Here is a 26994-nt window from a genome sequence, read left to right as displayed (position 1 = left end):
CCTGGCGGGTCCGCTCGACGGCGGTCGTGCCCTGCCGGTGAACCCGAAGGGGTCAACGACCGGCGCCGCCGAGAAGTTCGCGCGGTCCCTGCCCGGCCTGTCACCGCAGGTGAGGGTGGGCTCCGGCGAGGTGGGTATGGCCGTCGGGGCGAGCGGCGGGAGGTGGACGACGGGGAGCGAGATGGGCGAGGTCATCCGGGCGCTGCTGCCCCTCACGCTGGGGGTGGCGCTCAGCCCGATCCCGATCACCGCGGTCGTGGCCCTGCTGCTGGCGCCGCGGGCCAGGAACGCGGCGCTGGGGTTCCTGGCGGGGTGGACGGCGGGCATCGTGGCCGTGACGACGCTGCTCGTGGTGATCGCGAACGGCATCGGGATGAACTCCGACACCGGCGGGCCGAAGACGCCGGTGTCGTGGATCGTGCTGCTGCTGGGCGTGCTGGTCCTGACCCTCGCCGTGCGGCAGTGGACGTCCCGGGGGACGGGCCGCGAGGGCCCGGCGCCCCTGGACGGGGTCACGCCGCTGAAGGCCGCCGAGCAGGGGCTGGTGCTGGCCGTCCTCAGCCCCGTGAACCTGCTGATGTTCGTGGCAGCCGGGATCGCCGTGTCGCTGGGGCTGCTGAGCCTCGGCGAGGAGGTCGTGGCGGTCGCGGTGTTCTCCGTCCTCGCCGCGTGCGGGGTGGCCGTCCCGGTGATCCTCTACCTCGCCGACGCCGGGAGGTGGCGGCCGAGGCTGGAGGCGCTGCGGGCGTGGGTGGAGAGCGAGCGCCGGACCGCGGTCTCGGTCCTGCTGCTGGTCATCGGCGTCGTCCTGCTGGGACAGGGCATCGGCGGGCTCATCGGCTGACGGCCCGTCGGCGGGCCCGGCCGGCGCGCCGTCAGCCGAGCAGGGACAGCTCCAGATGCGCGGAGACGACCCAGTTGGGGACGTCGACGACCTCGGAGATCTTCAGGTCGGCGGCGATGCTCGCGAGGAGGTAGGCGTCGACCGGGGCCAGTCCGGTGCGGGCGGACACCTCGTCCACCAGGTGGCGGGTCGCGTCCCTGGCGGCCCCCAGCAGGTCGGGGCCGATGCCGGTGGTGGCGAGGGCGGCGCCGGCCCGGTGCGTGCGCGGGTCGGTCTCGACGACCGGCGCGGGCGGGGCGGCGCCGGGGCGCAGGCCCACCCGGAGCCGGACGGACGCCTCGGTCTCCACCCCGGTCCCGCAGACCTCGCCGTCGCCCATCGCGGCGTGCGCGTCGCCGAGGGACAGCAGCGCCCCGTCCACCCCGACGGGCAGGACGAGCCGCGCGCCGGGCCCGATGTGCCGGATGTCCATGTTGCCGCCCCAGCGGCGCGGCGGGACGATCGAGTGCGCGCCGGGCTCGGGCGGCGCCACCCCGATCGTGCCGATCATCGGGACGACCGGGACGCGCAGCCCCGGCAGCGGCTCGGCGGCCCCGCCGGCGATCGTGGAGATGCGCAGGTGCGGATCGGGGAAGTCCTCGGCGAGCAGGCCGAAGCCGGGGATGCAGGCCGTCCAGCCCCAGCCGCCGACCGTCATGTCGAGGATCTCGACCTCCAGGGCGTCGCCGGGGCGGGCCCCCTCGACCAGGAACGGCCCGGTCACCGGGTTGACGCGGTCGAAGTCGAGCGCGGCGACCTCGGCGGTGCCCGAGCCGGGGCCGAGCTGCCCGCCGCTCGCGTCGCCGGTGTCGACGGTGATCTCGGCGCCGGGGACGAGCGCGGCGACGGGCGGGATCGCGTTGTCCCAGACGGTGTGCGCGCTGGTGCGCCGGATGTGCATCAGTCCTCCAGGGCGAGGTCGGTACCGCGGCCGGACAGCCGGTAGAACAGCAGCACGAGGACGCCGATGCCGAGCCAGGCCAGGCCGCCGGTCTTCGCGTCGGCGTCGGCGTTCCACAGCACCGAACCCGTGATCAGCAGCCCCGCCGCGGGCGCCACGACGTGCAGGTGCCAGCGGGGACTGCGGTTGCGGAGCCGGAAGTGCACGAACACCGCGACGTGCAGCATCAGGAACGCGAACAGCGCGCCGAAGTTCACCAGCTGCGACAGCAGGCTGATCTGCCCGGTGAAGAACAGGCCGAGGGCGAGGGACAGGGCGGCGACGAACAGGATGGCGCGCTCGGGCGTCCGGCGCACCGGGTGGACGTAGGCGAGGAAGGCGGGCAGCTTCCGGTCGCGGGCCATGCTGAACAGCAGCCGGGACGTCGCGGCCTGCGCGACGAGCGAGTTGGCGATGCCGGTGGCCAGCGCCGCGGCGACGGCCGTCGTCTGCTTGAGCCAGCCGCCGCCCGCGATCCACGCGATGTCGTAGAAGGCGGAGTTGGTGGCGTCGTCGCCGGTGAACTCCGTGCGTCCGGGCACCAGCAGCGCCGCGATCCACGTCTGCAGGACGAACAGCGCCGCGACCACGCACAGCGCCACCAGCGTGGCGCGCCCGACGAGCCTGCGGTCACCGTCCTTGACCTCCTCGGAGAGGGTGGAGATCGCGTCGAACCCCAGGAAGCTGAGCACCGCGATGGACAGCGCGCCGAAGATCAGGCCGGGGGTGAGCAGGTCCGGGTTCACCAGCGGGTCCAGGGAGAAGCGCGCGCCGTTCTCGCCCCGCGCGACCGCGGCGGCGCCGAACCCGACGAACAGCGCCAGCACCACCAGCTCGCCGAGCAGGAACAGCCGGTTCAGCCGCGCCGTCGACTCGATGCCGAGGAGGTTGATCGCGGTGTTGACCACCACGAACATCACCACCCAGGACCACTGCGGGACCTCCGGCATGAGCGCGTTCAGCGCCGCCGCGCTCATCACGTACAGCAGGGTCGGGACGAGCAGGTAGTCCAGCAGGATCGCCCAGCCCGCGAGGAAGCCGACCTTATCGTTGATGCCGCGCCCGGCGTAGGAGTAGACGGACCCGGCGATGGGGAACGCGCGCGACATCTCCCGGTAGCTGAGCGCGGTGAACAGCATCGCGACCAGCCCGATGAGATAGGTCAGCGCGACCATGCCCTTGGACTCGTTGAACACCGCGCCGAAGATCGTGAACGGTGCGATCGGGAGCATGATCACCAGGCCGTAGACGACCAGGTCGGGCAGCCGCAGCGAGCGTCTGAGCTCCTGGGAGTAGCCGAAGGACTCCAGCGTGGCCTCGCCCGGATCGGAACCGGAGCCGGAGGCCGGGGAGCCCGCGGGCTCGGAGCGGGTCGTCATGTGCGCACGCGCCTTTCAGGGTTTGGCTTCGCGGGCGTCGAGGACCGGGGACGGCTCTCCGGCGGTGGCCGGTGCGGGTCCGCGGTCCTTCCTCCGGCGCTGGCCGGACGGATGCGGGTGTGAGAATAAGCGGTGAAAGGTCTAAAATCTAGACCTTTCCGGGAAGTTGGCGGTCGCGGGCGGGACGTCCGCCCCGGCCGGCGTCGAGGGCGAGGAGCCGCGATGGGCAGCGACGCGCTCGGCCCGCTCCGGCCCGCGCGCACCGCCGAGCAGGTCGCGCACCGGCTGGCCACGGCCATGGCGCTCGGCGAGTACGGCCTCGGCGACCGGCTGCCGAGCGAACGCGAGCTGGCGTCGCTGCTGCAGGTCAGCCGGGAGAGCGTGCGCGCCGCGCTGCGGACCCTCGCCGGCGCCGGCCTCGTGGACATCCGCCGCGGGCGGCGCGGCGGCGCGTTCGTCGTGGCCGCGTGGGGCGAGGCGGGGGAGTCGGCCGTCCGCGGCGCCCTGCTGGAGCGGTGGGAGGAGTTCGAGGAGCTGTTCGACTACCGGCGGCTCATCGAGGGCCTGATCGCCCGGACCGCCGCCGAGCGCGCCGACGCGGGCGACCGCGCCGCCATCGCCGCCGCGCTGGCGGCGTTCGACGCCGCCCGGACGCCCGGCGAGGCCCGCGAGCACGACGTCCGGCTGCACCGCGCGGTCGCCTGCGCGACCCACAACGCGCGCCTCGTCCGGCTGCACGACGGGCTGCTGCCGGAGGTCGGCCTCGGCGTGTCGGCCGAGCCCTGCACCTGGCCGGCCCGCGACGAGGCCCGGCCGCACCACCACGCGCTCGCCGACGCCATCGCGCGCGGCGACGCCGACGGCGCGGCCCGCGTCACCGCCCGGTACTTCGCGATCACCGAGGAGGCCCTGCGGCGCCTCGCCGGGCGGGCCGCGCCGCCCGTCCCGCCGGAGACGGCGGGAGGGGACCGCTGACCAGCGGGTTCGGACCGTGCTTTCATGGGCACGATCGCCACCGCACGCGCAGGCTCAAGGGGGGACGTGAGACCGTGACCGTACCGAAGGTCGACCTCGTCGACGGGAACGCGATGCCGCAGCTCGGCTTCGGGGTGTTCCAGGTGTCCGACGCCGAGGCCGAGGCCGCGGTGACGACGGCGCTGCGGAGCGGCTACCGCAGCGTCGACACCGCGTCCGCCTACCAGAACGAGGAGGGCACCGGCCGCGCCCTGCGCGAGTCCGGGATCCCCCGCGAGGAGCTGTTCGTCACCACGAAACTGTGGAACGACGCCCAAGGCTACGATGACGCGCTGCGCGCCTTCGACGCCAGCATGTCCCGCCTCGGCCTGGAGTACCTGGACCTCTACCTGATCCACTGGCCGACGCCGTCCCGCGGCCTGTACCTGGACACCTGGCGCGCGTTCGAGAAGCTCAAGGCCGACGGCCGCGTCCGCTCGATCGGCGTCTCCAACTTCACCGTCGAGACGCTGCGGCGGCTGCTGGACGAGACCGACGTGGTCCCGGTGGTCAACCAGATCGAGCTGCACCCCTACTTCCAGCAGGCGGGCCTGCGCGCCTTCCACCGCGAGCACGGCATCCGCACCGAGGCGTGGGCGCCGCTCGGGCAGGGACGCGGGCTGCTGGACGACCCGGCGCTCACGGCCCTCGGGCGCGCCCACGGCCGCACGCCCGCCCAGATCGCGCTGCGCTGGCACGTCCAGATCGGCAACGTGGTCATCCCGAAGTCGGTGACCCCGTCCAGGATCGCCGAGAACATCGACGTGTTCGGGTTCGAGCTGAGCCCGGACGACATGAAGGCGATCGGCGACCTGGACAAGGGCGTCCGCCTGGGCCCGGACCCCGCCACGTTCAACGTCACGGGCTGACCGCGCGGGTTCACCGCCCGGCCACCCGCCCGGTGATCGTGCGTTCCGCGCGGCGGGAACGGTGCGGGCGTGAGCATCGTCCCCCGCCGCGCCGCGCCCGCGGCGCGCCTGGCCGCCGTCGCCGCGCTGGCGGCGGCCGCCGGAGCGTCCGCGCCCGTGGCCGCCCTCCGTCCCGCCCACGGCCGCATGCCCGTGCCCGCCGCCGCCGTGGCGGCCCCGCCCGGGCCGTGCCGGGCGGCCCCCCGTGACGCGCCCGCCGACTTCGACGGCGACGGCGCCTCCGACCTGGCCGCCGGCGCCCCGTACGCGGCCGTCCGCGGCCGGGTCCGGGCGGGCGCGGTGGCGGTCCGCACCGCCTCGGGCGTGACCTGGCTGTCGCGGGACGCGGCGGCGCGGCGCGGCGACGGGTTCGGCGCCGCGCTCGCCACCGGCGACTTCGACGGGGACGGCTGCGACGACCTGGCGGTCGGCGTCCCCGACCAGGTCGACGGCGCCCGCCGGGCGGGGGCCGACGGCGACGGCGCCGTGCAGGTCTTCGCGGGCTCCCCGTCGGGCCTGCGGCCGGGGCCGGGGCCGGTGCTGACCGTCCGCTCCCTGCTCCGGCGGCGAGGAACGGCCCGATCACTTGTGGGGGGACGACCCCCCACACCCCCCGGAACTGCCAGGTTCGGCGCGTCCCTCGTCGCCGCCGACCTCGACCACGACCGCGACGACGAGCTGGTCGTCGGCGCCCCCGGGCTGGACGGCGGTGGTGGCGTCGCGGTCTTCGGCCTCCGGGGCCGCGGGCTGCGCCCCGGCCCCCTCGTCACGCAGCGGACGGGGTGGGTGGACCAGTCGGCGGCGGCCACCGACGGCTTCGGGACCGTCCTCGCCGCCGGCGACTTCGACGGTGACGGCCGCGACGAGATCGCCACCGGCGCCCCGGGCGACGGTGCGCGCGGCGCGGGGACGGTGACCGTCCTCGACCCGCTGGAACGGTCCGCGAACTATGTCTCCCAGGACGAGCCGGACGTGGACGGCACCGCCGAGCGCGCCGACGGGTTCGGCTCGGCGCTCGCCGCCGCCGACTTCGACGGCGACGGCCGCGACGACCTGGCGATCGGCGCGCCCGGCGAGGACCGCGCCGGGTCGGCCGCCTACGCCGAGGGCGCCGTGCAGGTCCTCGCCGGGCCCGGCATGCGGCAGCTCGGCCCCACCCGGACCGGGGCGGGCCGCTACGACCGTCTCGGCTCCGCGCTCGCCGCGGGCGACCTCACCGGCGACGGCGTCCCCGACCTCGCGGCGGGCTCCCCGGGCGACGGCACCGTCCGTGTGTTCCCGGGGAAGGGGCGGGCGAGGACGATCACGTCACCGTTCGGCCGCTACAGCCGGTTCGGCGACGCCCTGGCCGTCCGCGGACGGACGCTGCTGGTCGGGGCGCCCGGCGCGCACGGCTTCGCCGGAGCGGTGCTGTCGCTGCCCGGCCCGTACGCGGCCGCGCGCCCGCTGCCGTTCGCGCCGCGGGGCCTGACCGGATACGCGCTGGGCTGACTCCGGGGTCAGCGCTTGTCGACGCGGAGCCGCGCGCGGTAGTCGCCGGGAGGGACGGGGCTCTCGGAGTGCCGCTCCGGCGTGAGGCCGACCAGCGCGACCACGTATCCCGGGACGGCCGTCGTCGTCGCGGCGGGCGCGGTGACGTGCAGTTCGCGCGCCGCCGGCCGCCCGTCCCCGGCGGTGACGGACACCGTCACCGTCGCGTCGCCGGCCCACACGCAGTCGACGGAGGTGGGGCACCGGCTGTCGTTCTTCACGCCGTCGAACCTGACCGTCAGCCCCCCGCCGCTCAGCCGGGCGGTCTGCCCCGGCGCGAGCGTGAACACCGCACCCGGCTGGACCGTCGCGGGGCCGTCCGGGTCGCCGGTGCCCGCGGAGGCACCCGATCCGCACGCCGCCGACGCGGCGGCACACGGGATGAGCAGCGTGACCAGGAACGGGCGGAGTCTCATGGCCGCCATGATCCCTCCTTCGGACGCGGCATCGGACAGACCTTGGACGCGACCGGCGTGTCCCCGGTTCCCGCCGGGGGCGGCCGGTCAGCGCCAGGCGCCGAGGGAGCGCGCGCCGGACGGGACGGTGAAGGCGGCGGCGACCGAGGACCGGGCGCCCCGGCGGGTGACGTGGGGGAGCGTGTGGAACTCGGCCCGCAGCTCGTCCGCGCCGGCCCGGGCCAGGACGAAGCCGCGGCGCTGGTCGATGAAGGCGATGTGCGGGTTCTCGGCGCGGACGGCGGCGTTCTCCACCGGGTCGGCGTAGCCGTCGCCGTCGCTGGAGACGGACGTGGCGACCAGCTCCACCCCGACGCGCGCCGAGGCGGGGTCGTCGAAGTCGGCGAGCAGGTCGCACGCGTGCGCCACGTGGACGTCGCCGGTGAGGACGACGGGGTTGGCCGCCCGGGACGCGACCAGCGCGCCCATGAGCCGGTCGCGCTCGGCGGCGTAGCCGTCCCAGCCGTCCAGCGCCATCCGGCGCCCCGGGCCGAGCCGGTGGTCGCGCTGGGCGAGGAACACCTGCTGGGCCAGGACGTTCCAGCGCGCGCGGGATCCGCGCAGGCCCGACTCCAGCCAGCGGAGCTGGGCGGGGCCGAGCAGCGCGCGCCGCGGGTCCAGCCGGTCGTCGCATCCCTCCCGCAGCCCGTCGTCGCAGGGCTGGTCGGAGCGGTACTGCCGGGTGTCGAGCAGGTGCAGAGCGGCCGTCGCGCCCCAGTCCAGCCGCCGCGTCAGGCGGATCCGGCCGTCCCGGTAGGCCGACGGACGCAGCGGCATGTGCTCGTAGTAGGCGCGGATCGCGGCCCGCTTGCGCGCGGGGAACCCCGGGACCGTCGATCCTGGAACGTTCCCGGCCCAGTTGTTCTCCACCTCGTGGTCGTCCCAGACCACCGCCCACGGCGCGGCGGCGTGCGCGGCCTGCAGGTCGCCGTCGGCGCGGTACTGGGCGTGGCGGCGGCGGTAGTCCGCGAGCGTCCGGCACTTGCCGGGGGTGTGCCGCCGGACGATCGGCAGCGTCTCGTGCGCGCCCGCCGCGTCCTCGTACAGGTAGTCGCCCAGATGGACCACCAGGTCGGGATGCCGCTCGGCGAGCCGCCGGTACGCGGTGAAGTAGCCGTGCTCGTAGCAGGCGCACGACACGGCCCCGAACGTCAGCGGGGACGGCGCGCCGGGCGCCGGGGCCGTCCGCGTGCGCCCGGTCGGGGAGACGTGCCCGCCCGCGCGGAACCGGTAGAAGTACTCCGCGCCCGGCCGCAGGCCGCCCACCTCGGCGTGCACGCTGTGTGCGCCTTCCCGGCGCGCGGTCACCCGGCCGCCGCGCGCCACCCGCCGGAACCGCTCGTCCTCGGCGACCTGCCACTCCACCGTGACGTCGCGGTCCGGCATGCCGCCGTGCCCGTCGTCCGCGAGGGGGTGGGGGGCGAGCCGCGTCCACAGGACGAATCCGCCCGGGTCCGGATCCCCGGACGCCACTCCCAGTTCGAACGGGTCGTTCCGGGGGGCACGGGAGGTGCGGAGGCCGGTCCCCGCATGGGTGACCGGGCCGAGCGATGTGGTGGCCAGGAACGTCCTGCGTGTTATGTCCACACCACTCAGTGCAGATCACCCGATTGAGCCGGAACCGACCATCACGGCAACGGGGCGTGAAGTCGCCGTGGCGCCCCGCCAGGGCCGTTCACCGGGCCGCCGGTCACGGTTGCCCCGGGCGTCACCGTGGCGGCGGTACGGTCCCCGCGGCGGTGATCTCCGGCGACGGACGCGCGGGACGCCGCCGCGAGAGGAGCCGACATGGTCGCGCGCATGACGGGGAAGAGGGCGGTGCTCCTGGCGGCCGCGGCGGTGCTGCTGCCGGTCGCCGCGGCGGGCGGCGTCGTGGGGGCCGCCATGGGCGCCGCCGAGGCCGCGCCGCACGCGGGGGGACCGGTCGTCTTCGGGCACCGGGGCGCGGCCGGGTACCGGCCCGAGCACACCGCCGGGTCCTACGAGCTGGCCGTCCGGATGGGCGCCGACTACATCGAGCCCGACCTCGTGCCCACCAAGGACGGCGTGCTGGTCGCCCGGCACGAGAACGAGATCGGCGGCACCACCGACGTCGGGGACCACCCCGAGTTCGCGCCCCGCAGGACGACCAAGACGATCGACGGCACGAAGGTCACCGGCTGGTTCACCGAGGACTTCACGCTCGCCGAGCTGAGGACGCTGCGGGCCGTCGAGCGGCTCCCCTCGGTCCGGCAGCGCAACACGCTCTACGACGGCCTCTACCGGGTGCCGACCCTCCAGGAGGTCATCGACCTGGCCGAGGGCCTGAGCGCCAGGTACCACCGCCGGATCGGCGTCATCCCCGAGACCAAGCACCCGACCTACTTCCGCTCGATCGGGCTGCCGCTGGAGGCCGGGCTCGTCAAGGCGCTCAAGGACAACGGCCTGGACAGCGGGGACGGGCGCGCCATCGTCCAGTCGTTCGAGCCGTCGAGCCTGCGCATCCTGCACCGGTCGCTGCGCGTCCCCGGGCTCCAGGACCTGTCGGCGGGCGGCGCCCCCTACGACACGGTCGCGACCGGCAAGGGCCCGACCTTCGCCGAGATGATCACCCCGGCGGGGCTGCGGGAGATCCGCGGCTACGCGCGATGGATCGGCCCCGACAAGTCGCTGGTGATCCCGCTGAAGGGGGACGGCACGCTCGGCCGGCCGACCACGCTGGTGAAGGACGCCCACGCCGCGAAGCTGAAGGTCGGCCCCTACACGTTCCGGAACGAGAACCAGTTCCTGCCCGCGGACCTGCGCTCCGGGACCGTCCCGTCCGACTACGGCCGGGCCCTCAAGGAGTACGACGCGTTCTTCGAGGCGGGCGTCGACGGCCTGTTCAGCGACAACCCCGACACCGCCGTCACCGCCCGCGGCGCCCTCCTCGGCGGCTGAACCCCGTATCCGAAACCCTCCCCTGACCTGGTCTTATCGCAGAAAGTCACAGAGCGTAACGTTCTGTGCATGGGGGATGAGCGGAAAGGCTGGGCCGGGCCGGACGGGCTCCAGGTGGTGGCGGTGCGGCTGACGGGGGCGCACCGGGCCTGGGCCGACCGCGCGGGGGTGCAGGGGGAGACGGCCTTCCTGGTGACCAGACGCGGCGCGCTCGTCGGCTACTACCCGACCGTGGAGCAGCTGGCGGAGGTTGTCGACCTCGCCCAGCTCGACATGGACTGACCGCCGGGCCGCCGCGCACCGCCCCCGCCGCGGTCAGGGCCGGAGGCGGTAGAGCTCGTCGGCCACGTCGTGCACGTCGGCGCCGAGGTCGAAGGCGCTGAACAGGTGGAGGTCGTCCGCGGTCTCGATCTCCAGGAGGCGGGTGCGCAGGAGCAGCCGGCGCCGCTCGTCCACCCGGATCGCGGTCACCTCGTCCCAGGGGACGCGGCGGTGGCCCGCGTAGCCCGTCACCACCGTGAGGCCCTCCCGGTCGGCCGCCACCCGGACGGGGACGAGCAGGTCGCGCAGCGCCAGCGCGGCCAGCCCCGCCGCGGCGACGCCCGCCAGCAGCAGCATCTGGACGTCCCCGGCGCCGAGGACGGCGAGCGCCGCCACCGCCGCGGCCGCCGCGCATTCGGCCACGATCTGTTTCGCCGGCACCCGCCAGCGTCGTGCGGCCTCGATGTCACCCTCCATGCCGCCACCGTAGCGGCAAGTGAGTTCTATCCCTATCAATGCTGGTCTGCCCGAACTTGTCCTAGGCCGGTCCGATAGCGTCGTCCCCATGCGACTCGGCGTGCTGGACGTGGGATCTAACACCGTGCATCTCCTGGTGGTGGACGCCCACCAGGGGGCGCGGCCGCTGCCCGCGTTCTCCCACAAGGCGGAGCTGCGCCTCGCCGCCCACCTGGAGGACGGCGACCGGCTCTCGGAGGAGGGCGAGACCCGGCTGCGCGCGTTCGTCGACGAGGCGCTGCAGATCGCCGAGGACAAGGGCGTCGAGGACCTCGTCGCCTTCGCCACCTCCGCCGTCCGGGACGCCTCCAACGGCGAGGAGGTCCTGGCGCGCCTGCGGGCCGAGACGAACGTCGACATCAGCGCGCTGTCGGGGGAGGAGGAGGCGCGGCTGACCTTCCTCGCCGTCCGCCGCTGGTTCGGCTGGTCGTCGGGACGGCTGCTGGTCGTCGACATCGGCGGCGGCTCGCTGGAGATCGGCGTCGGCATCGACGAGGAGCCGGACGCGGCGTTCTCGCTGCCGCTCGGCGCCGGGCGGCTCACCCGCGACTGGTTCACCGCCGACCCCCCGGCGCAGGACGAGGTGCGCAAGCTCCGCCGGCACGTCCGGGCGGAGATCGCCCGCCATGTCGGCGAGGTGGCCCGGTACGGGCCGCCCGACCACGCCGTCGCCACGTCCAAGACGTTCAAGCAGCTCGCCCGGATCGGCGGCGCGTCGCCGTCGGCCGATGGACCGTACCAGCGGCGGGTGCTGCGCGACTCCGACCTGACCGAGTGGGCCGAGAAGCTCGCGCTGATGCCGGCCGGCGAGCGCGCCGATCTGCCCGGCGTGTCGGAGCGGCGCGCCCCGCAGCTCCCGGCGGGCGCGATCGTCGCCGACGCGGCGATGGACCTGTTCGGGCTGACCGAGCTGGAGGTCTGCCCGTGGGCGCTGCGCGAGGGCGTGATCCTGCGCCGCCTCGACATGATCACCGCCTGAGGGCGCCCTCTGTCCGTTTGCCCGTCTGCCCGTCCGGCCGTGCGGCAGCGCGGCAGCGCGGCCTCCGGCTGTCCGGATCCGGCCGCGACCCGGCTGAGCTGCACAGTGTCGGCGAATGTCGGCTTTACCTGATGATGAAAAAACGCGATATGTCTTGACGTGGCGGGGGTTCCGGACGTAGGGAATAGGGCGGGCGGCCCACTCCCTGGGGGTTTCGGATAACTCATGACCGGCGCGAACCGTTTCTCCTCCCTGCCCTGCGGGAGGCGCAGTAAATACATCGTGCTGGGGATCTGGATCGTGATCCTCGCCATCGCGGTGCCCATGGCGGGCAAGCTCACCGGCGCGCAGACCAACGAGGCGTCGGCGTGGCTGCCGAAGGACGCCGAGTCCACCCGCGTGGTCGACGCGGCCGAGAAGTTCGTGCCCGCCGACACCATCCCCGCCGTCGTCGTCTACCACCGGGACGGCGCCCCCGTCACCGCCGCCGACCAGGCCAGGGCCGCGGCGGACGTGCCGCGCCTGAAGGCCGTCACGGGCGACCCGAAGGGCTCCTCGCCGCGACGGGCGATCACCGAGAGCGTGCAGCCGCCCGTCACCTCCAAGGACGGCAAGGCCATCCAGACGATCGTCAACGTCAAGATGGGCAACGACGGCTGGGACCTGCTCGGACCCGCCGTCAAGGACTACCGCGACATCGTCGGCAAGGGCGACCCGGGCCTGAAGACCCACGTCACCGGTCCCGCCGGATACGGAGGCGACTTCAGCAACGTCTTCTCCGGTTTCGACAAGACGCTGCTGCTCATCACCGCCGCCATCGTCATCGCGATCCTGCTGGTCACCTACCGCAGCCCGATCCTGTGGCTCGCGCCGCTGCTGTGCGTCGGCGTCGCGCTGATGGCGGCCGAGGCCGTGGTGTACCTGCTGGCCGAGAACGCCGGGCTGACGGTGAACGGGCAGGCCGCGTTCATCCTCACCGTCCTGGTGTTCGGCGCCGGGACCGACTACGCACTGCTGCTGATCGCCCGCTACCGCGAGGAACTGCGGCGGCACCGCGACCGGCACGAGGCCATGGCGATAGCGCTGCACCGCGCCGGCCCCGCGATCATCGCGAGCGGCTCGACCGTCGCCATCAGCATGCTGTGCCTGCTGATGGCCGTCCTCAACTCCACCAAGAGCATGGGCCCGGTCATGGCGATCGGCGTCGCCGTCGCGCTCGCCGCCATGGTCACGCTGCTGCCGGCGCTCCTCGTCATCTGCGGGCGCTGGATGTTCTGGCCCAAGCGGCCCTCCTTCGGCTCCCCCGAGCCGACCGAGCAGGGCATGTGGGCGCGCGTCGGGACGTTCGTCGCCGCCCGCCCCCGCGTCACCTGGGTGACCACCGCCGTGATCCTCGGCGCGCTCGCGTTCGGGCTGTTCGGGCTGAAGACCGGATCACTGCAGAACAAGGACGCCTTCAGTGCCGGCAAACCCGACTCGGTCACCGGCGAGGCCGCCCTCGTGCAGCACTTCCCCGCGGGCAGCGGCTCGCCGGTCCAGGTCGTCACCAAGGCGGGGACGCAGGACGCCGTCGCCGCGGCGCTGGCGAAGGTCCCCGACATCACCGACGTCAAGCTCGCCGGGGGACGGCCAGGGCAGGCCGTCGACGGCCTCGTCTACCTGGAGGGGACGCTCACCGCCGCGCCCGACGGGCAGCGCGGCTTCACCGCGATCGAACGGGCCCGCGACGCCGTCCACGCCGTCCCCGGCGCGGACGCCGAGGTCGGCGGCGGCTCCGCGGTCACCCTCGACATCAGCGACGCCTCCCACCGCGACCAGACCGTGGTGATCCCGATCGTCCTGGTCGTGGTGTTCCTCATCCTCGCGGTGCTGCTGCGCGCGATCGTCGCCCCGCTGCTCCTGGTGGCGACGGTCGTGCTGTCCTACGCGGCGGCGCTCGGGGTCAGCGCCCTGGTGTTCGAGCACGTCTTCGGGTTCGCCTCGGCCGATCCGTCGTTCGCGCTGTGGTCGTTCGTGTTCCTGGTCGCGCTCGGCACCGACTACAACATCTTCCTGATGACGCGCGTCCATGAGGAGGCCAGGCAGCACGGCACGCGGCGCGGCTCGCTGATCGGGCTTTCGGCGACCGGCGGGGTCATCACCTCGGCGGGCGCCGTCCTCGCCGGGACGTTCGCCGCGCTCGGCTCGCTGCCGCTGGTGTTCGTCACCGAGCTCGGCTTCACCGTCGCGTTCGGCGTGCTGCTGGACACCTTCGTCGTGCGGTCGGTGCTCGTCACCGCGCTGAACCTCGACGTCGGCCGGCACATGTGGTGGCCGAGCGCCCTCGCCCGCCCGAGCACCGTCCCGCCCGCGGCCCCCGAGCAGGCCCCGGCGGGCGCCAACGTCGACTGAGCGGACGCTAGGACCAGCTGGGGTGGCCGAGGGCGCGGCCGGCCGGGGTGACCACCCGGTCGCCCGTGCCGTCGGCGCGGATCGCGCGGACCTCGGGATCCTCCACCGCCCCCTGGACGTAGCAGACCCAGCGGCCGTCGCGGGACCAGCCGGGGTCCATCTCGCGCTCGCCCGCCCGCGTCAGCGGGCGGGCGCCGGACCCGTCGGCGTTCATCACCCAGATGTCGGAGGCCGGTGACTCGCCCCGCGTGTAGGCGATCTTGGAGCCGTCGGGGGACCACGCGGGGTCGACGGCGCGGACCCCGTCCCGGCTGAGCTTCGTCCACGGCGCGTCGGGGTGCTCGGGGTCGAGCGTGTAGAGCTGCTCGACCCCGTCGCGCTTGCTCCAGAACACCAGCCGCTTGGTGGAGGACCACATCGGGTCGTCCTTGGCGGCCGCGTCCGTGGTGAGCCGGGTGATCGAGCCGTCCTCCAGGCGGACGATGAACAGCTGCCTGGCCTGGCCCTGCTTGCCGACGTAGGCCAGCCTCGTCCCGTCGGGCGACCAGGTCACCCGGCCGCCCGCGATGTCGGCGACCTTCCGCGCGCCGGTGCCGTCGGCGTTCGCCACCCACGCCGCCGCGGCGCCTTGCGAGGTCCGGGTGAACGCGATGCGCGTGTGGTCGGGCGAGCGCACCGGCAGGATGTCGCACTGCGGGCCCTGGATGAGCGGCTTCGGCGCCGCGTCCCCGGCCTTGTAGGTGCCGATGTCGCCGTGGCACTTGTCCGGCCAGCCCGGCGCGGTGTCGATCCGGACGAGCATCGGCCCGGTGGGGAAGGCCGCCGGGCCCGCCGCCGCCTTCTTCTTCTCCGGGCGCGTGAGCAGGTAGGCGCCTCCCGCGATACCCGCGGTGACCAGCACGGCGAGCGCGCCCGCGGCCACCGTCCGGGTGCGGCGGGACGGCCGCCGCCCCGCCGGCCCCGCCTGGCGCTCCCAGGTGGTCGGCTCCGCGGCCGGCCAGGGCTGCGGGACGGGAGGCGGCTCGGACCCGTAGACCTGGCGCGGGACCGTGCGGCGCTCGTCCGGCGGCTCGGTGCGCGTCTGCGTCGGCGGCGGCTCCGGAGGCTGCGGCGTGGGCGCGGGCGTGGGCGCGGGCTGCGGGGGAGCGGGCGGGGGAGCGGACGCCAGGACGGTCACCGGCGGCGGCGCCGCCCAGGACTCGCCGAGCGTGGTGTTGACGGCGGCCTCGCCTGCGCCGCCGACCAGGGTGAGCAGCAGCTCGCGGGCGGACGGCCGCCGCTCGGGCTCCTTGAGCAGGCAGGACCGGACGAGCCCGGCGAGCGGCGCGGGCAGGTCGCCGACCTCCGGCTCGGCGTGCACGGCGCGGGCGGCCATGATCTGGAACGAGCCGTGCCCGAACGGGTTGCGGCCGCTGGCGGCGAAGGCGACCAGGCAGCCCCAGGCGAACACGTCGACCGCCGGGGTGACCTGCTGCGTGAGGATCTGCTCGGGAGCGATCCAACCGGGGGTGCCGACGACCTGGCCGGTGCGGGTGTGGGCGCTCGCCATGTCCAGGGCGCGGGCGATGCCGAAGTCGATCACCCGGGGCCCGGAGATGGACAGCAGCACGTTGCTGGGCTTGAGGTCGCGGTGCACCAGGCCCGCGCTGTGGATGGCGACGAGCGCGGCGGCGACCCCCACCGCGACGCCGTGCAGCATCCCCGGCGACAGCGCCCCCCGCTCGCTGACGTGCTGGAGCAGCGAGGGCCCGTCGATGTACTCGGTGACCATGTAGGCCATGCCGAGGTCGTCGCCGTGCTCCAGGACCTGCGCGGTGCAGAACGAGGCGACCCGCTCGGCGTTGGCGGCCTCGTCGTGGAAGCGCGCGAGGAACGTGCGGTCGCCCGCCAGCTCCGAGCGCACGACCTTCACCGCGACCGGGCGGCCGTCCGGGTCGCGGCCGAGGTAGACCGCGCCCATCCCGCCCTCGCCGATCTTGGCCTCGATGCGGTAGCGGCCGACCCGCGTGGGGTCGTCCGGGCGCAGCCCGCCCGGTGACGCCGCGGCGCCCGGACGGGAAGGTGGGCTCTCCATCGGCGTTCCTTTCGCCCCCCGAGGGCCGCGTCTCGGCGGCCGCCACCACGGCGGCACGCGGCTCCCTCCGGCCCCCACGATGACAGAGGACGGGGCGTCGCGGCCAGTGCCGGGGAAGGTCAACGCTTTCTCAAGACCCCACCGGCGCAGGGCAAAACTCTGTTCGGCCGCCGTGCAGACGGTGATCCGGGGCGCGCCCGGGCATACCCTGTCGAACCAGTTGGATCAACTCAAGATCGAACCAGTGCGGCTCGGTGGGGGAAATCGGTGATCGTCCCGAGGGTCAGGGTGGCGGCCGCGGCATCCGCCGCGCTGCTGGCCGCGCTGCCCCTGGCGTCCTGCGCCGGGGAGGTCGAGCGGCGCGGGCGCCGCATCTCCGACGACACCGCCGTCCGCAGCGTCGATCCCACCGCCGTCGCCGGCCTCACCGCCCAGACGCGCTTCGAGCAGGACACCACGCGCCGCGTGTACGCCGCCTACCCCCGGGTGCCCGGCGCGAACGCGCTGACCAAGCGGCTCGCCGCGGTGGTGGAGGAGCAGGTCCGCCCATTCACCGCCCTCACGACCAGCGCGCCGCCGCTGGCCGACGGCGGGGTCCCGGAGCTGAACGTGCAGTGGTCGCTGACCGCGGCGTCCCGGCAGGTGGTGGGCGTGCGGCTGGTGACGTGGCAGTACCTCGGCGTGTCCGGCGGCGAGGCCCGGCAGACGCTCTGGTACGACGGCGCCACCCGCACCGCGCACACCTCCGCCGACCTGATCGACGGCCGGGCCGGGCTGACCGCGCTGGCCGAGCGCGTCCGCGACCGGCTCGGCTCGCGCGCGAACCCGGCGCAGGTCCGCGCGGACGAGGCGACGTTCCCGTCGCTGGCGTTCAACGAGGCCGGCGACATGGTGGTGGAGTTCGGCGACTACACCGTGGCGCCCGGCTCGGCGGGACGGGTGGCCGTCACGCTCCCCCGCTCGGTGTACGACCCGATGCTGTCGCCGTTCGGGCGGCGCGCCCGGGACGCGGCGCTCGCCACCCCCGCACGCCCCACGACGACCGCCCCGGAGCTTGCGGCGGCCCGGCCCGTTCCCGGGCCGGTCGACTGCTCGCACGCCAAGTGCATCGCGCTCACCTTCGACGACGGTCCCGGCCGGTACACGCGCGAGCTGCTGCGCACGCTCGCGGCCCGGCGGGCCCGCGCCACCTTCTTCGTGGTCGGCGACAACGCCGCCGCCGATCCGGGGCTGCTGCGCGACGCGGCCGCCGCCGGCAACGAGCTCGGCAACCACACCCAGGCCCACCGCGACCTGACCCGGCTGCCGACCATGCAGATCAACTCCGACGTGCAGCGGACGCAGGACGTCCTGCGCACCGCGCTCGGCCGGTGCCCCACCCTGCTGCGCCCCCCGTACGGCGCCACGAACACCACGGTCTCCAGCGTCGCCAAGTCCCTCGACCTGGTGCAGGTGCTCTGGAGCATCGACCCCGGGGACTGGCGCATGCGCGACCCGGAGAGGATCGCTAGCCGAGTTGTGGAGCGGGCCAGGCCGGGCGCGGTCGTCGTGCTGCACGAGAGCCGCAAGCCGACGATCGGCGCGGTCCCGCGGATCCTGGACCGCCTCGCCCGGCAGGGCTACAGCTTCGTCACGGTCTCGGAGCTGATGGCGGGCCGCGAGATCCCCATCGGCGGGCACTTCTCCGGCATGTGACCGGCCTCCGCCTGTGAGCGGCGTCGGGCATGTGACCGGCGTCAGGTGCGGGCGTCAGTGGAAGTTGCGGGCGCGGACCTTTCCGGGGACCGGCAGCCGCCGCAGCCGTGTCGCGCGGACGTTGGTGACGCCGTCGGCCCGTTCGAGCCGCCCGCCGACCAGCAGCGCCTGCGCGTCGACGGCGAGGGCCCGGTGCCGCCGGAACACCTGCGGCGGGCACACGACGTTGATGATGCCCGTCTCGTCCTCCAGCGTCATGAACACGATCCCGCCCGCGGTCGGCGGGCGCTGCCGGTGGGTGACGAGCCCGGCGACGACCACGTTCGTCTCGGCGGGGGCCGCCGCGAGCCGCTCGGACGACAGGGCGCCCAGCTCGTCCAGGGCGTCCCGGACGTGCGCGACGGGATGGGTGCCGGACACGCCCGTCGCCCACAGGTCCGCCAGGGTCTCCTCGATCGGCGTCATGGCGGGCAGGGCGGGCGCGGCCGCCCCCGGTGTCACGCCCTCCAGCCGGCCGGGGCCGGAGCCCGCCAGCGCGCCCGCCGCCCAGAGCGCCTCGCGGCGGGACATCCCGAGCCGGTCGAACGCGCCCGCGGTGGCGAGCGCCTCCAGCGCCCCCGCCGACATCGGGACGCGCCGCGCCAGGTCCTCCATGCCCGTGTAGGGGCGTCCCGCGGCGATCGCCTCCGCCGTGTCGGTGCCGAGGTTGCGGATCCCGTCCAGGCCGAGCCTGATCGCGGGCTGCGGCTCGGCCGGGGCGTGCGGGTGGGCGCAGTCCACCTCGACGGGTTCCTCCAAGGACGGGTGGACGCCGCTGGCGTTGATGTCCACCCCCCGCACCACCACGCCGTGCCGCTTGGCGTCCGCCAGGAGACTCTGCGGGCTGTAGAACCCCATCGGCTGGTTGCGGACGAGCGCCGCGGTGAACGCCGCCGGGAAGTGCCGCTTCAGCCAGGCGCTCGCGTACACCAGGTGGGCGAAGCTCTGCGCGTGGGACTCGGGGAACCCGAACCCGGTGAAGCCGAGGATCTTCTCGTAGACGCTCTCGGCGATGTCGGCGGGGATGCCGCGCTCGGCCATCCCGTCCAGGAGACGGCGCCGGAGCCGCTCCACCCGCTCGGGCGCGCGTTTGGCGCCCATCGCCTGCCGCAGCTGGTCGGCCTCCGCCGGGGTGAAGCCGGCGCAGTCCACGGCCAGCTGCATCATCTGCTCCTGGAACAGCGGCACGCCGAGGGTGCGGGAGAGCGCGGGCTCCATCAGCGGGTGCGGGCACGTGGCGGGCTCCAGCCCCTTCCTGCGCCGCAGGTACGGGTGGACGGACCCGCCCTGGATCGGCCCCGGGCGGATCAGCGCGACCTCCACCACCAGGTCGTAGAACTCGCGGGGCCTCAGCCGCGGCAGCGTCGCCATCTGCGCCCGCGACTCCACCTGGAACACCCCGACGGTGTCGGCGTCGCCCAGCATCTCGTAGACCTCGGGGTCGTCGGGCGGGACGGACTGCAGGTCCAGGCGCCGCCCGTGGTGCCCGTCCACCAGGTCGAAGCAGTCGTGCAGCGCGGCGAGCATGCCGAGGCCCAGCAGGTCGAACTTCACGAGCCCGGCGGACGCGCAGTCGTCCTTGTCCCACTGCAGGACGCTCCGGCCCTCCATCGAGGCCCACTCGATCGGGCAGATCTCCCCGACCGGCCGGTCGGCGATCACCATGCCGCCGGAGTGGATGCCGAGGTGCCGCGGCAGCCGCAGCATCCGGTCCGACAGCTCCAGCACGGCCGCGGGGATCTCGGTCTCGGTGCCGACCGGGTCGCGCGGGTCGATGCCCTTCGACCAGGCGTCCTGCTGGCCCGGGGAGTACCCGAGCGCGCGGGCGGCGTCGCGGACGGCCATCCGCGGCCGGTAGCTGATGACGTTCGCGACCTGCGCTGTGCACTCCCGCCCGTATTTGCCGTAGACGTACTGGATGGCCTCCTCGCGGCGGCGGTGCTCGATGTCCAGGTCGATGTCGGGCGGGCCGTCCCGCCCGGGGGACAGGAACCGCTCGAACAGCAGCCCGTGGTGGACGGCGTCGACGCCGGTGATGCCGAGCGCGTAGCAGACCGCCGAGTTCGCCGCCGAGCCGCGCCCCTGGCACAGGATGCCCTCGCGCCGGCAGAACTCCACGATGTCGTGGACGATCAGGAAGTAGCCGGGGAAGCGGAGCTCCTCGATGACGTCCAGCTCCTTGGCGATCTGCGCGTACGCGCCGGAGACCCGCTCGGCGTCCGGCGGCCCGTAGCGGCGCAGCGCCCCCTCCGCGACCAGGTGCCGCAGCCAGCTCGCCTCGGTGTGCCCGCCGGGGACGGGCCAGTCGGGCAGCCGGGGCGCGACCACGTCGAAGCGGAACAGGCACTCGCGGGCCAGCGCGGCCGTCCGCTCGCGGACGCCGGGGAAGCGCGCCAGCCGGGCCTCCATCTCCGCGCCGCTCCGCAGGTGCGCGGTGCCGCCCGCCGGGAGCCACCCGGCCATGTCGTCCAGGCCGCGCCGGGCCCGGACGGCGGCCATCGCCTGCGCCAGCCGGGCCTCGGGGCCCGGTGCCGCGAAGTGCACGTTGTTGGACGCGACGGCGTCCACGCCGACGCGGGAGGCCAGCTCGGACAGCGCGTCGTTGCGGTCGTCGTCGCCGGGCCGGTCGTGGTCGACCAGCTCGACGAACACGTTGCCGCGCCCGAACATCGCGGCCAGCTCCCGGAGCTCCCGCTCCGCCGCGTCCGGGCCGCCCGCCTCCAGCGCCGCCGGGACCGCGCCCTTGCGGCAGCCGGTGAGCACCGCCCAGTGCCCGTCGTGCGCCCCGGCCAGCGCCTCGATGTCGTACACCGGGCGGCCCTTCCGGCCGCCCGCGAGCTGCGCCGCCGTGATCGCCGAGCAGAGCCGCGCGTAGCCGGGCGCGCCGCGCGCGAGGACCAGCAGGTGCCGGCCCGCCGGGTCGGGCTCGCCGGCCCGCGGGCCCGGCAGCCCGAGGTTCAGCTCCGCGCCGAACACCGTCCCGATGCCCGCCTCGTCCGCGGCCCGCGCGAACTGCACCGCCCCGTACATGCCGTCGTGGTCGGTGATCGCCATCGCCTCGACGCCCAGCCGCGACGCCTCGGCGACCAGCGACTCGGGGTGGCTCGCCCCGTCCAGGAAGCTGAACGAGGAGTGCACGTGCAGCTCCGCCCACGGCACGCCGACGGACGGCGCGGGCTCCGGGCGCGGGGGACGCGGCAGCCGCGGCTCCGGCGGCCCGCCCGCCACCCGGGGGCCGCGCCATGACAGCCGCTCCTCGAACTCCCGCCACGGGATCGGCGGGTTGTGCCAGCCGGTCATCCGCCGCCGCCGGTCGCGGCGCCGGTCGCGTCGCTAGTCATAGGCCGCCTCCACGTGCCAGTGGCCGCCCTCGACGGCGAGCAGGTAGGCGGCGCCGTCCTCGGTGGCGACCTGGAACCGGGCGCGGCGGCGGGCGCGGGCGGGGTCCCACCAGTGCTCGTCCGCGGGCCAGGGGCCCGTCCAGCCGGTCACCGCCGCCGTGGTCCCGCCGATCGCCAGCGCCGCCGGCGGGGCCGACACCGTGCAGCGCGCCGACACCGCGACGAGGCCGCCCGCGGCGTCCACGACCTCGGCGGGCCGCGCGTGCGGCGGGACGGCGGCGGGCGCGGGCGCCGTCACCCGCCCCGGCCACGGCCCGTCCGGGACGGAGCCGGGCGGCAGGTCGCCGACCGGGACCCTGACGACCTGCTCGCCCGGCCCCCGCCCGCCCGTCAGCACCGGGCGGGTGATCGCGGCGTGGCCGAGCAGCGACTGGATCCGGTCGGCGGCCCGCGCGATCCGGTCGGTGAGCGGCGACCGCCCCCACAGCGCCTCCTGGCGCCCCTCGTCCGGGACGAGCTGGTCGGGCGCCAGCTCCAGCCACGCGATCCCGCCCCAGGCCGCCTCGCCCGGGTCCCCGCCGTCCCCGCCGGGGACGGGCGTCTCGATGCCCTCCGGGTCCGTCCCCGGCGCCGGGCGCCCGGCGCTCCACGCCGACAGCTGCCACCGCACCCGCTCGGCCACCGCCGTCGCGGACAGCCGGCCGTCGTGCCGCCACAGCCGCCGCAGGACGCGCCCGTCGGCGAACCCGGCGGCCGCCTCCAGCCGCACGCAGGTCAGCCCGCCCGCCGCGAGGCCCTCGTGCAGCTCGCCCGCGAGCCGCTTCGCCGCGAACACGACCTGCTCGGCGCGCGCGGCGGGCGGGTCGAAGGCGGCGCGCACCGACAGGTCCGCCGCGCCGGGGACGGCCGCGAGCGGGCGCGGCTCCTCGCCGCGGGCCAGCCGGTGCGCGAGCGCGCCGTCCGCGCCGAACCGTCCCGCGACGTGCCCGGACGGCAGCGCCGCGAAGCCGCCGAGGGTCGTCACGCCGAGCCGCCGCAGCAGGTCCGCCAGCTCCGGGCGGTCCAGCACCGACAGCGGGTACGGGGCGAGGAACGCCGCCGCGCCGCCCTCCGGCACCACCACGCCGCCCTGCCCGGCGCGCGCGGCCAGCCCGGCGGCGAACAGCCCGTCGGCGACGCCCGACCCGCAGTCGTGCCCGGCCTCCACGACCGTGTCCTGGACGAGGACGCGCAGCGCCTCCTCGCCGCCGTAGAACCGGGCGGGCCCCCGCGCCTCGATGGCGCACAGCCCGGGCCGCACGACCTCCACCTTCGGCGCCAGCTCCGCGACCGCGGCGGCGACGTCCTCGAACAGCCGCCCCTCGGTGCCGGTGTCGCGCTCCCGGACGGCCAGCTCCGGGCACCGCCGCTGCGCGTCCCGGATCCGCTGGCCGCGCCGCACCCCCTCGGCCCGCGCCGCCGCCGTGCACGCCGCGACCCTGCCCCCGGCCGCCACGGCGCCGGGGGCCGCCGCGTCCATCCCGGCGGCCGTCGCCGGCCAGTCCGGGCACCACACCACCAGCACGCGCGTCACGCGATCTCCTCCTCGGCGCCGGTGTGGACGCGCGCGCCCGCCGACAGCCGTCCCGCGCCGGGGACGGCCGCCAGCGCCGGGACGGAGCCGGCGGCGGTGACGGCGCCGTCCGGGCCGGGGAACCAGAGCCGGGCGCGGCGGCCCGCCCCTGGCCCCTCGGCCACCACGTCGGCGAGGCGGCCGCGCAGCCGCCCGTGGCCGTCGCCGAGGCCCTGCCAGGCGAGGTCCTCCAGCCGCAGCCGGAGCCGGACGCCCGGCCACGCGCCCGCGTGCGCGCCGGTCAGCGCCAGCACGCAGCCGTGCTTGCGGGCCAGCGCCGACAGGCGGCGGACGGCCGCGGCGGCGGGCCGCCCGGGCGGGCGGAGCAGGATCAGCTCCACGGCCTCGGCGAGCGCGGCGACCACGTCGGGCCAGCGCTCGCCGGGATCGTCGACGAGCAGCAGCCGCTCGGGCGCCGCGCCCATCCCGGCGGCGGCCAGGACCCCGAAGTCCGGCACGCCCACGACGCCGCACCAGCCGCCGGTCCCGTCCGGCCCGCCGTGCGCGCCGACGCCCGCGACGAGCGCCAGGCCGAGGGACGACGCGCCGGGCCCGGACAGCCCCACGGCCGACCCCGGCCGCAGCCCGCCCCCGGGCACGACCGCCCGCAGCGCCGGCAGCACCGGTACCGCCGCCGCGGCGGCGGGGGTGGCCGCGACGTCGCGCAGCGCCGCCTCCGGCACGGGCGTCCCTCCTTCCACGATCTGCACACAATTTCGAACACAGGTTCGACCTGTGTCAAGTTCTCGCAGGTCACGGAGCTGGCAGTGGTGGCACGAAAGGCCCTGCCCCATAGGGCCTCACGCGACTTTTCCGGCAGACTGGACGTATGGAGCATGAGGTGCCGACGGTGGAGTGGGCCGGTGACGGGCTGCGGCTGCTGGACCAGACCGTCCTGCCCGGCCGGGTGGAGCACGTGGTGGTCCGCGACGTCGCCGCGCTCGTGGACGCGATCCGGCGGCTGGTCGTGCGCGGCGCCCCCGCCCTCGGCGTGGCGGGCGCCTTCGGCGTCGCGGTCGCGATGCGGCAGGCGGCCCGCGAGGGCTGGGACCGCGCCGCCCTGGACGAGGCGATCACCCGGGTCCGGGAGGCGCGCCCGACGGCGGTGAACCTCGCGGCGGGCGTCGACCGCGTCCGCCCGCTCGTCGACGAGGGCGCGGGCGCCGTGCTGGCCGCGGCGCAGGCCCTCCTGGACGAGGACGTGCGCGGCAACCGCGCGATCGGCGCGGCGGGCGCGGACTGGATCCTCGGCCGCCTCGGCGACCGCCCGCTGCGCGTCCTCACCCACTGCAACGCCGGCGCCCTCGCCACCGCGGGCTGGGGGACGGCGCTCGGCGTCGTCCGCGCGCTGCACGGGCGGGGCCGCGTCGAGATGGTGTACGTGGACGAGACGCGCCCGCTGCTCCAGGGATCCCGCCTCACCGCGTGGGAGCTGGCGCGCGCCGGGATCCCCTGCGCGGTGCAGGCCGACGGCGCCGCGCCGAGCACGATCCTGCGCGGACTCGCCGACGTCGCGGTGATCGGCGCGGACCGGATCGCCGCCAACGGCGACACCGCCAACAAGATCGGCTCGCTGGGCGTGGCGCTGGCCTGCGCCGACGCGGGGATCCCGCTGGTCGTCGCGGCGCCGTGGAGCACCGTCGACCTGGCCCTCCCGGACGGGCGGGGCGTCCCCATCGAGGAACGCCCCGCCGCGGAGATCCTGGCCTGGAACGGCGTCCCCACCGCGCCGGAGGGCGTGGCCGCCCACAACCCGGCGTTCGACGTCACGCCCGCCCGCCTGGTGACCGCGCTCGTCACCGAGACGGGCCCGCTGGAGGTCTCGGCGGGCGAGACCCCCTTGACGGCGGAGGGGGCGGCGAAGGGGGCGGCGAGGGGCGCCGCCCGCCCTACGGGGTGAGGGTGCGGGTGGCGGCCCGGAGGCTCGCGCGGAGCCGGGCCTCGTACGCCTTGGCGGCGGCGGGGTCCTTGTCCACGAACAGCGCGTCGTAGAGCGCGGGCAGCCGCTGCGTGGCGTAGCCGGTGTCGATGCCCGGCGCGTAGACCTGGTGCCGGTACCACGGCCGGCCGGGCAGCCCGGCCGAGGTCAGCAGGTCCCGCTCGGTCCGCATGATCTTCTCGTTCAGGCCGCGGAACGCGTCGGTGTCGTCCTCGCGGAGCGCCTCGTCCGCGCGCTCCTGCAACGCCTCCGCCGCCCGCCGCCACGCCTTGGCCTGGGCGATGGAGCCCGAGACGTCGACGACGACCGAGCCCAGCCGCTTGCGCTGCTCGGCGGTGAAGTCGGCGAGGTACGCGGCGGTCTCCTCGGCGTACGGGCGGTAGCCGATGGCCACCACGTCGGCGTTCGCGAGCCGCAGCGCCGCGATGCCGGCCAGGCGGGACATCGCCGCGTGGTACTCGAAGTCCGGGTCGCCGAAGTGCGACGTCCAGTAATAGTCGTCACAGGAGCAGTGGTAGCTGCCCGAGGCCCCCGGCGTGGCGGAGCCGAGGTCCATGGCGGGCACGCCGAACCGCTGGAAGAACGCCTGGAAGTCGGAGCCGCCGCCGATCCTGTCGATCGGCGTCGCGCCCTTGTTCTGCGCCTTCCACGCCTCGTACAGCGTCCCGGACGTCCCGGGCCAGCCGACCTCCTTGGACGCGTCGATGACCGACCGGTCCAGCGCGGGCGTCGCAGAGGCGCCGAAGTCCGAGCCGCCCGCGCCGTCCATGTTCACGTAGGCGACGGCGTTGCGCAGGTCGCGCTCCCGGTCCTCGGCGTACTCGGTGGAGCCGAACAGGCCGTACTCCTCGCCGTCCCAGGTGGCGAGGACGATGGTGCGCTTGGGACGCCAGCCCCGCTCCAGGAGCCTGCCGAGCGCGCGGCCGATCTGGAGCACGTTCTCCGTGCCCGACAGGTTGTCGACGCTGCCGTACGTCCACGCGTCATGGTGCGCGCCCAGGATGACCTCTTGGTCGGGACGCTCGCTGCCGGGGATCCGCACCGTCACGTCCCACAGCGGGCGGACGTTGAACCCGTTCTCCAGATCCAGGTGGACCTTTGTCCCGCCCGGCCCGTACCGGTAGGGGAAGGGCAGGCCGCCCTGCCAGTCCTTCGGGACCTCCGGCCCCTTCAGGGCGCGCAGCAGCGGCTCGGCGGCGCCGTAGGAGATCGGCGTCGTGGGGACGAGCCCCTTCAGCATGGGGGCGTCCTCGGGATCGATCCGGCGCGCGCCCTTCACCGCGGGCCAGCCGGGCGTCTGCGGGTCGCCCGCCGCGAGCTGGATCTGCGCGATGCTGCCGCGCTGGATGCCGTCGGAGGCGCGCCACGGGCCGTCCGGGTACACCGGGCCCCGGGTGGACCCGTCGTCGGCGGGATCGGAGTAGATCAGCACGCCCTTGGCGCCGTGCCGGGCGGCCTCGCGGGGCTTGATGCCGCGGAAGACCCGCCCGTACCGCACCAGGACGATCTTCCCCTCGACGGAGACGCCGTTCTTGGCGAGCAGCGCGAAGTCCTCGGGCCGGCCGTAGTTGGCGTACACGACCTCGCCCCGCACTTCCCCGGACGGCGACATGCCGTTGTGCCCGGGGATGACCTGGTCGAAGTGCTTCTGCCAAGGCCGGCGCCTCTCCTTCACCGGCAGCGTCCGGTGCTCCGGCGCGGTCATCTCGACCGTGACCCGCTCCGGCATCGACAGGTAGGCGTAGTAGGTCCTGACCTCGGGCTCCAGCCCGTAGGACCGCAGCCGCGCGACGATCCGCGCGACCCGGTGCCGATCGCCGGTGGTGGTCGTCAGGCCCGGTTCAGCCGCCAGTTCGGCGTCCAGCGAGCGGGCCTCCTTCGCGTCCGGGACGGCGCTCAGCAGCCTCTCGTACTGCCGCTGCCATACGGCGTTCTCCTCGGTGAATCCTGCGATCGGGTCGGGCCGGGCGGGCGCCGCCTCGGCGGGAGGGACGGCCACCGCCGCGGTGAGCGCGAGGGCCAGGGTGACGGCCGGGGCGCACAGCGCCGCCAGGGCCGGGGTTCGGGAGCGGAACACCAGCGATACCTCTCAGTACTCGGGGTACGAGTGCGCCCGGAC

At 75.5% G+C, this 26994-nt stretch carries 20 protein-coding genes; 10 read left to right on the top strand and 10 right to left on the bottom strand.

Features of this window, described 5'->3' with window-relative positions; genetic code table 11:
* The first annotated feature begins 37 nt into the window (after positions 1-37).
* Positions 38-844, top strand: coding sequence for a GAP family protein (locus tag AGRA3207_RS05365; protein WP_231333436.1), 807 nt, complete (start codon positions 38-40; stop codon positions 842-844).
* 31 nt (positions 845-875) lie between these two features.
* Here the strand turns inward: AGRA3207_RS05365 and AGRA3207_RS05360 are convergent, their stop codons facing one another.
* Entirely contained in the window at positions 876-1784 is a 909-nt protein-coding gene (locus AGRA3207_RS05360) for an acetamidase/formamidase family protein (RefSeq protein WP_231333435.1), read from the bottom strand.
* Positions 1784-3202, bottom strand: a complete 1419-nt coding sequence (locus AGRA3207_RS05355) for an APC family permease (protein ID WP_231333434.1) — start codon at positions 3200-3202, stop codon at positions 1784-1786. Before AGRA3207_RS05355 ends, AGRA3207_RS05360 begins: the two co-directional genes overlap by 1 nt.
* Before the next feature lie 222 nt (positions 3203-3424).
* Between AGRA3207_RS05355 and AGRA3207_RS05350 the strand changes: the two genes are divergently transcribed.
* The 3 genes from AGRA3207_RS05350 to AGRA3207_RS05340 all read left to right on the top strand — a co-directional run bounded on the left by AGRA3207_RS05350 (position 3425) and on the right by AGRA3207_RS05340 (position 6615).
* Positions 3425-4177: a FadR/GntR family transcriptional regulator gene (locus AGRA3207_RS05350; RefSeq protein ID WP_231333433.1), complete on the top strand. Its 753-nt coding sequence runs from the start codon at positions 3425-3427 to the stop codon at positions 4175-4177.
* Positions 4178-4290: 113 nt separating this feature from the next.
* On the top strand, positions 4291-5085 hold the full coding sequence (locus tag AGRA3207_RS05345; RefSeq protein ID WP_231336237.1) for an aldo/keto reductase: 795 nt from the start codon (positions 4291-4293) through the stop codon (positions 5083-5085).
* Positions 5086-5154: 69 nt separating this feature from the next.
* Positions 5155-6615 carry an FG-GAP-like repeat-containing protein gene (locus AGRA3207_RS05340; protein ID WP_231333432.1) on the top strand — a complete coding sequence of 487 codons (1461 nt, stop codon included), beginning with the start codon at positions 5155-5157 and terminating at the stop codon, positions 6613-6615.
* Between the two features lie 8 nt (positions 6616-6623).
* Here AGRA3207_RS05340 and AGRA3207_RS05335 read toward each other — a convergent pair whose 3' ends face one another.
* Together AGRA3207_RS05335 and AGRA3207_RS05330 are read right to left on the bottom strand one after the other, a co-directional pair.
* Positions 6624-7079, bottom strand: coding sequence for a hypothetical protein (locus AGRA3207_RS05335; RefSeq protein WP_231333431.1), 456 nt, complete (start codon positions 7077-7079; stop codon positions 6624-6626).
* A gap of 78 nt (positions 7080-7157) precedes the next feature.
* A complete protein-coding gene (locus AGRA3207_RS05330; protein WP_231333430.1) occupies positions 7158-8696 on the bottom strand; it encodes an alkaline phosphatase D family protein in 1539 nt (512 codons plus the stop codon).
* 213 nt (positions 8697-8909) lie between these two features.
* Here AGRA3207_RS05330 and AGRA3207_RS05325 point away from each other — a divergent pair, with 213 nt between their 5' ends.
* Both AGRA3207_RS05325 and AGRA3207_RS05320 read left to right on the top strand, forming a co-directional pair.
* Positions 8910-10028: a glycerophosphodiester phosphodiesterase gene (locus tag AGRA3207_RS05325; protein WP_231333429.1), complete on the top strand. Its 1119-nt coding sequence runs from the start codon at positions 8910-8912 to the stop codon at positions 10026-10028.
* Positions 10029-10097: 69 nt separating this feature from the next.
* On the top strand, positions 10098-10310 hold the full coding sequence (locus tag AGRA3207_RS05320) for a hypothetical protein (RefSeq protein WP_231336547.1): 213 nt from the start codon (positions 10098-10100) through the stop codon (positions 10308-10310).
* A 33-nt stretch (positions 10311-10343) separates the two neighbouring features.
* Here the strand turns inward: AGRA3207_RS05320 and AGRA3207_RS05315 are convergent, their stop codons facing one another.
* Positions 10344-10766 carry a PH domain-containing protein gene (locus AGRA3207_RS05315; protein WP_231333428.1) on the bottom strand — a complete coding sequence of 141 codons (423 nt, stop codon included), beginning with the start codon at positions 10764-10766 and terminating at the stop codon, positions 10344-10346.
* An 88-nt stretch (positions 10767-10854) separates the two neighbouring features.
* Between AGRA3207_RS05315 and AGRA3207_RS05310 the strand changes: the two genes are divergently transcribed.
* Positions 10855-11784 carry a Ppx/GppA family phosphatase gene (locus AGRA3207_RS05310; protein WP_231333427.1) on the top strand — a complete coding sequence of 310 codons (930 nt, stop codon included), beginning with the start codon at positions 10855-10857 and terminating at the stop codon, positions 11782-11784.
* A gap of 225 nt (positions 11785-12009) precedes the next feature.
* Positions 12010-14175 (top strand): MMPL family transporter, encoded by a 2166-nt coding sequence (locus tag AGRA3207_RS05305; protein ID WP_231333426.1) that lies wholly within the window; start codon positions 12010-12012, stop codon positions 14173-14175.
* 7 nt (positions 14176-14182) lie between these two features.
* Here AGRA3207_RS05305 and AGRA3207_RS05300 read toward each other — a convergent pair whose 3' ends face one another.
* Positions 14183-16249, bottom strand: a complete 2067-nt coding sequence (locus AGRA3207_RS05300) for a protein kinase domain-containing protein (protein ID WP_231333425.1) — start codon at positions 16247-16249, stop codon at positions 14183-14185.
* A 267-nt stretch (positions 16250-16516) separates the two neighbouring features.
* Between AGRA3207_RS05300 and AGRA3207_RS05295 the strand changes: the two genes are divergently transcribed.
* Positions 16517-17944 carry a polysaccharide deacetylase family protein gene (locus AGRA3207_RS05295; RefSeq protein ID WP_231333424.1) on the top strand — a complete coding sequence of 476 codons (1428 nt, stop codon included), beginning with the start codon at positions 16517-16519 and terminating at the stop codon, positions 17942-17944.
* Positions 17945-17998: 54 nt separating this feature from the next.
* Here AGRA3207_RS05295 and AGRA3207_RS05290 read toward each other — a convergent pair whose 3' ends face one another.
* The 3 genes from AGRA3207_RS05290 to AGRA3207_RS05280 are packed head-to-tail and all read right to left on the bottom strand — an operon-like array spanning position 17999 to position 23619.
* Entirely contained in the window at positions 17999-21283 is a 3285-nt protein-coding gene (locus AGRA3207_RS05290; RefSeq protein WP_231333423.1) for an error-prone DNA polymerase, read from the bottom strand.
* Between the two features lie 33 nt (positions 21284-21316).
* Positions 21317-22897, bottom strand: a complete 1581-nt coding sequence (locus tag AGRA3207_RS05285; protein WP_231333422.1) for a DNA polymerase Y family protein — start codon at positions 22895-22897, stop codon at positions 21317-21319.
* The gene (locus AGRA3207_RS05280) at positions 22894-23619 is read right to left on the bottom strand and encodes a hypothetical protein (RefSeq protein ID WP_231333421.1); all 726 of its coding nucleotides are present in this window, start codon (positions 23617-23619) and stop codon (positions 22894-22896) included. The genes AGRA3207_RS05285 and AGRA3207_RS05280 overlap by 4 nt, the downstream gene beginning before the upstream one ends.
* 146 nt (positions 23620-23765) lie before the next feature.
* On the opposite strand from AGRA3207_RS05280, the gene mtnA reads away from it, so the two are divergent.
* Positions 23766-24836: an S-methyl-5-thioribose-1-phosphate isomerase gene (mtnA, locus tag AGRA3207_RS05275; RefSeq protein WP_231333420.1), complete on the top strand. Its 1071-nt coding sequence runs from the start codon at positions 23766-23768 to the stop codon at positions 24834-24836.
* On the opposite strand, the gene AGRA3207_RS05270 is transcribed toward mtnA, so the two are convergent.
* The gene (locus AGRA3207_RS05270; protein ID WP_231333419.1) at positions 24826-26952 is read right to left on the bottom strand and encodes a M28 family peptidase; all 2127 of its coding nucleotides are present in this window, start codon (positions 26950-26952) and stop codon (positions 24826-24828) included. The two genes, mtnA and AGRA3207_RS05270, sit on opposite strands and share 11 nt — an antisense overlap.
* Positions 26953-26994 lie beyond the last annotated feature (42 nt).

The sequence above is a fragment of the Actinomadura graeca genome (assembly GCF_019175365.1).
Taxonomy (GTDB): Bacteria; Actinomycetota; Actinomycetes; order Streptosporangiales; family Streptosporangiaceae; genus Spirillospora; species Spirillospora graeca.
The sequence above is the reverse complement of the archived record's forward strand: the minus strand, read 5'-3'. Positions and strand labels throughout refer to the sequence as shown.

Excerpts from the sequence above, each read along its gene's own strand:
- AGRA3207_RS05315 (WP_231333428.1), bottom strand. The coding sequence starts at position 10,766 with ATGGAGGGTGACATCGAGGCCGCACGACGCTGGCGGGTGCCGGCGAAA.
- AGRA3207_RS05345 (WP_231336237.1), top strand. The coding sequence starts at position 4,291 with ATGCCGCAGCTCGGCTTCGGGGTGTTCCAGGTGTCCGACGCCGAGGCC.
- mtnA (WP_231333420.1), top strand. The coding sequence starts at position 23,766 with ATGGAGCATGAGGTGCCGACGGTGGAGTGGGCCGGTGACGGGCTGCGG.
- AGRA3207_RS05300 (WP_231333425.1), bottom strand. The coding sequence starts at position 16,249 with ATGGAGAGCCCACCTTCCCGTCCGGGCGCCGCGGCGTCACCGGGCGGG.
- AGRA3207_RS05350 (WP_231333433.1), top strand. The coding sequence starts at position 3,425 with ATGGGCAGCGACGCGCTCGGCCCGCTCCGGCCCGCGCGCACCGCCGAG.
- AGRA3207_RS05320 (WP_231336547.1), top strand. The coding sequence starts at position 10,098 with ATGGGGGATGAGCGGAAAGGCTGGGCCGGGCCGGACGGGCTCCAGGTG.
- AGRA3207_RS05360 (WP_231333435.1), bottom strand. The coding sequence starts at position 1,784 with ATGCACATCCGGCGCACCAGCGCGCACACCGTCTGGGACAACGCGATC.
- AGRA3207_RS05310 (WP_231333427.1), top strand. The coding sequence starts at position 10,855 with ATGCGACTCGGCGTGCTGGACGTGGGATCTAACACCGTGCATCTCCTG.
- AGRA3207_RS05355 (WP_231333434.1), bottom strand. The coding sequence starts at position 3,202 with ATGACGACCCGCTCCGAGCCCGCGGGCTCCCCGGCCTCCGGCTCCGGT.
- AGRA3207_RS05335 (WP_231333431.1), bottom strand. The coding sequence starts at position 7,079 with ATGGCGGCCATGAGACTCCGCCCGTTCCTGGTCACGCTGCTCATCCCG.
- AGRA3207_RS05325 (WP_231333429.1), top strand. The coding sequence starts at position 8,910 with ATGACGGGGAAGAGGGCGGTGCTCCTGGCGGCCGCGGCGGTGCTGCTG.
- AGRA3207_RS05290 (WP_231333423.1), bottom strand. The coding sequence starts at position 21,283 with ATGACCGGCTGGCACAACCCGCCGATCCCGTGGCGGGAGTTCGAGGAG.
- AGRA3207_RS05305 (WP_231333426.1), top strand. The coding sequence starts at position 12,010 with ATGACCGGCGCGAACCGTTTCTCCTCCCTGCCCTGCGGGAGGCGCAGT.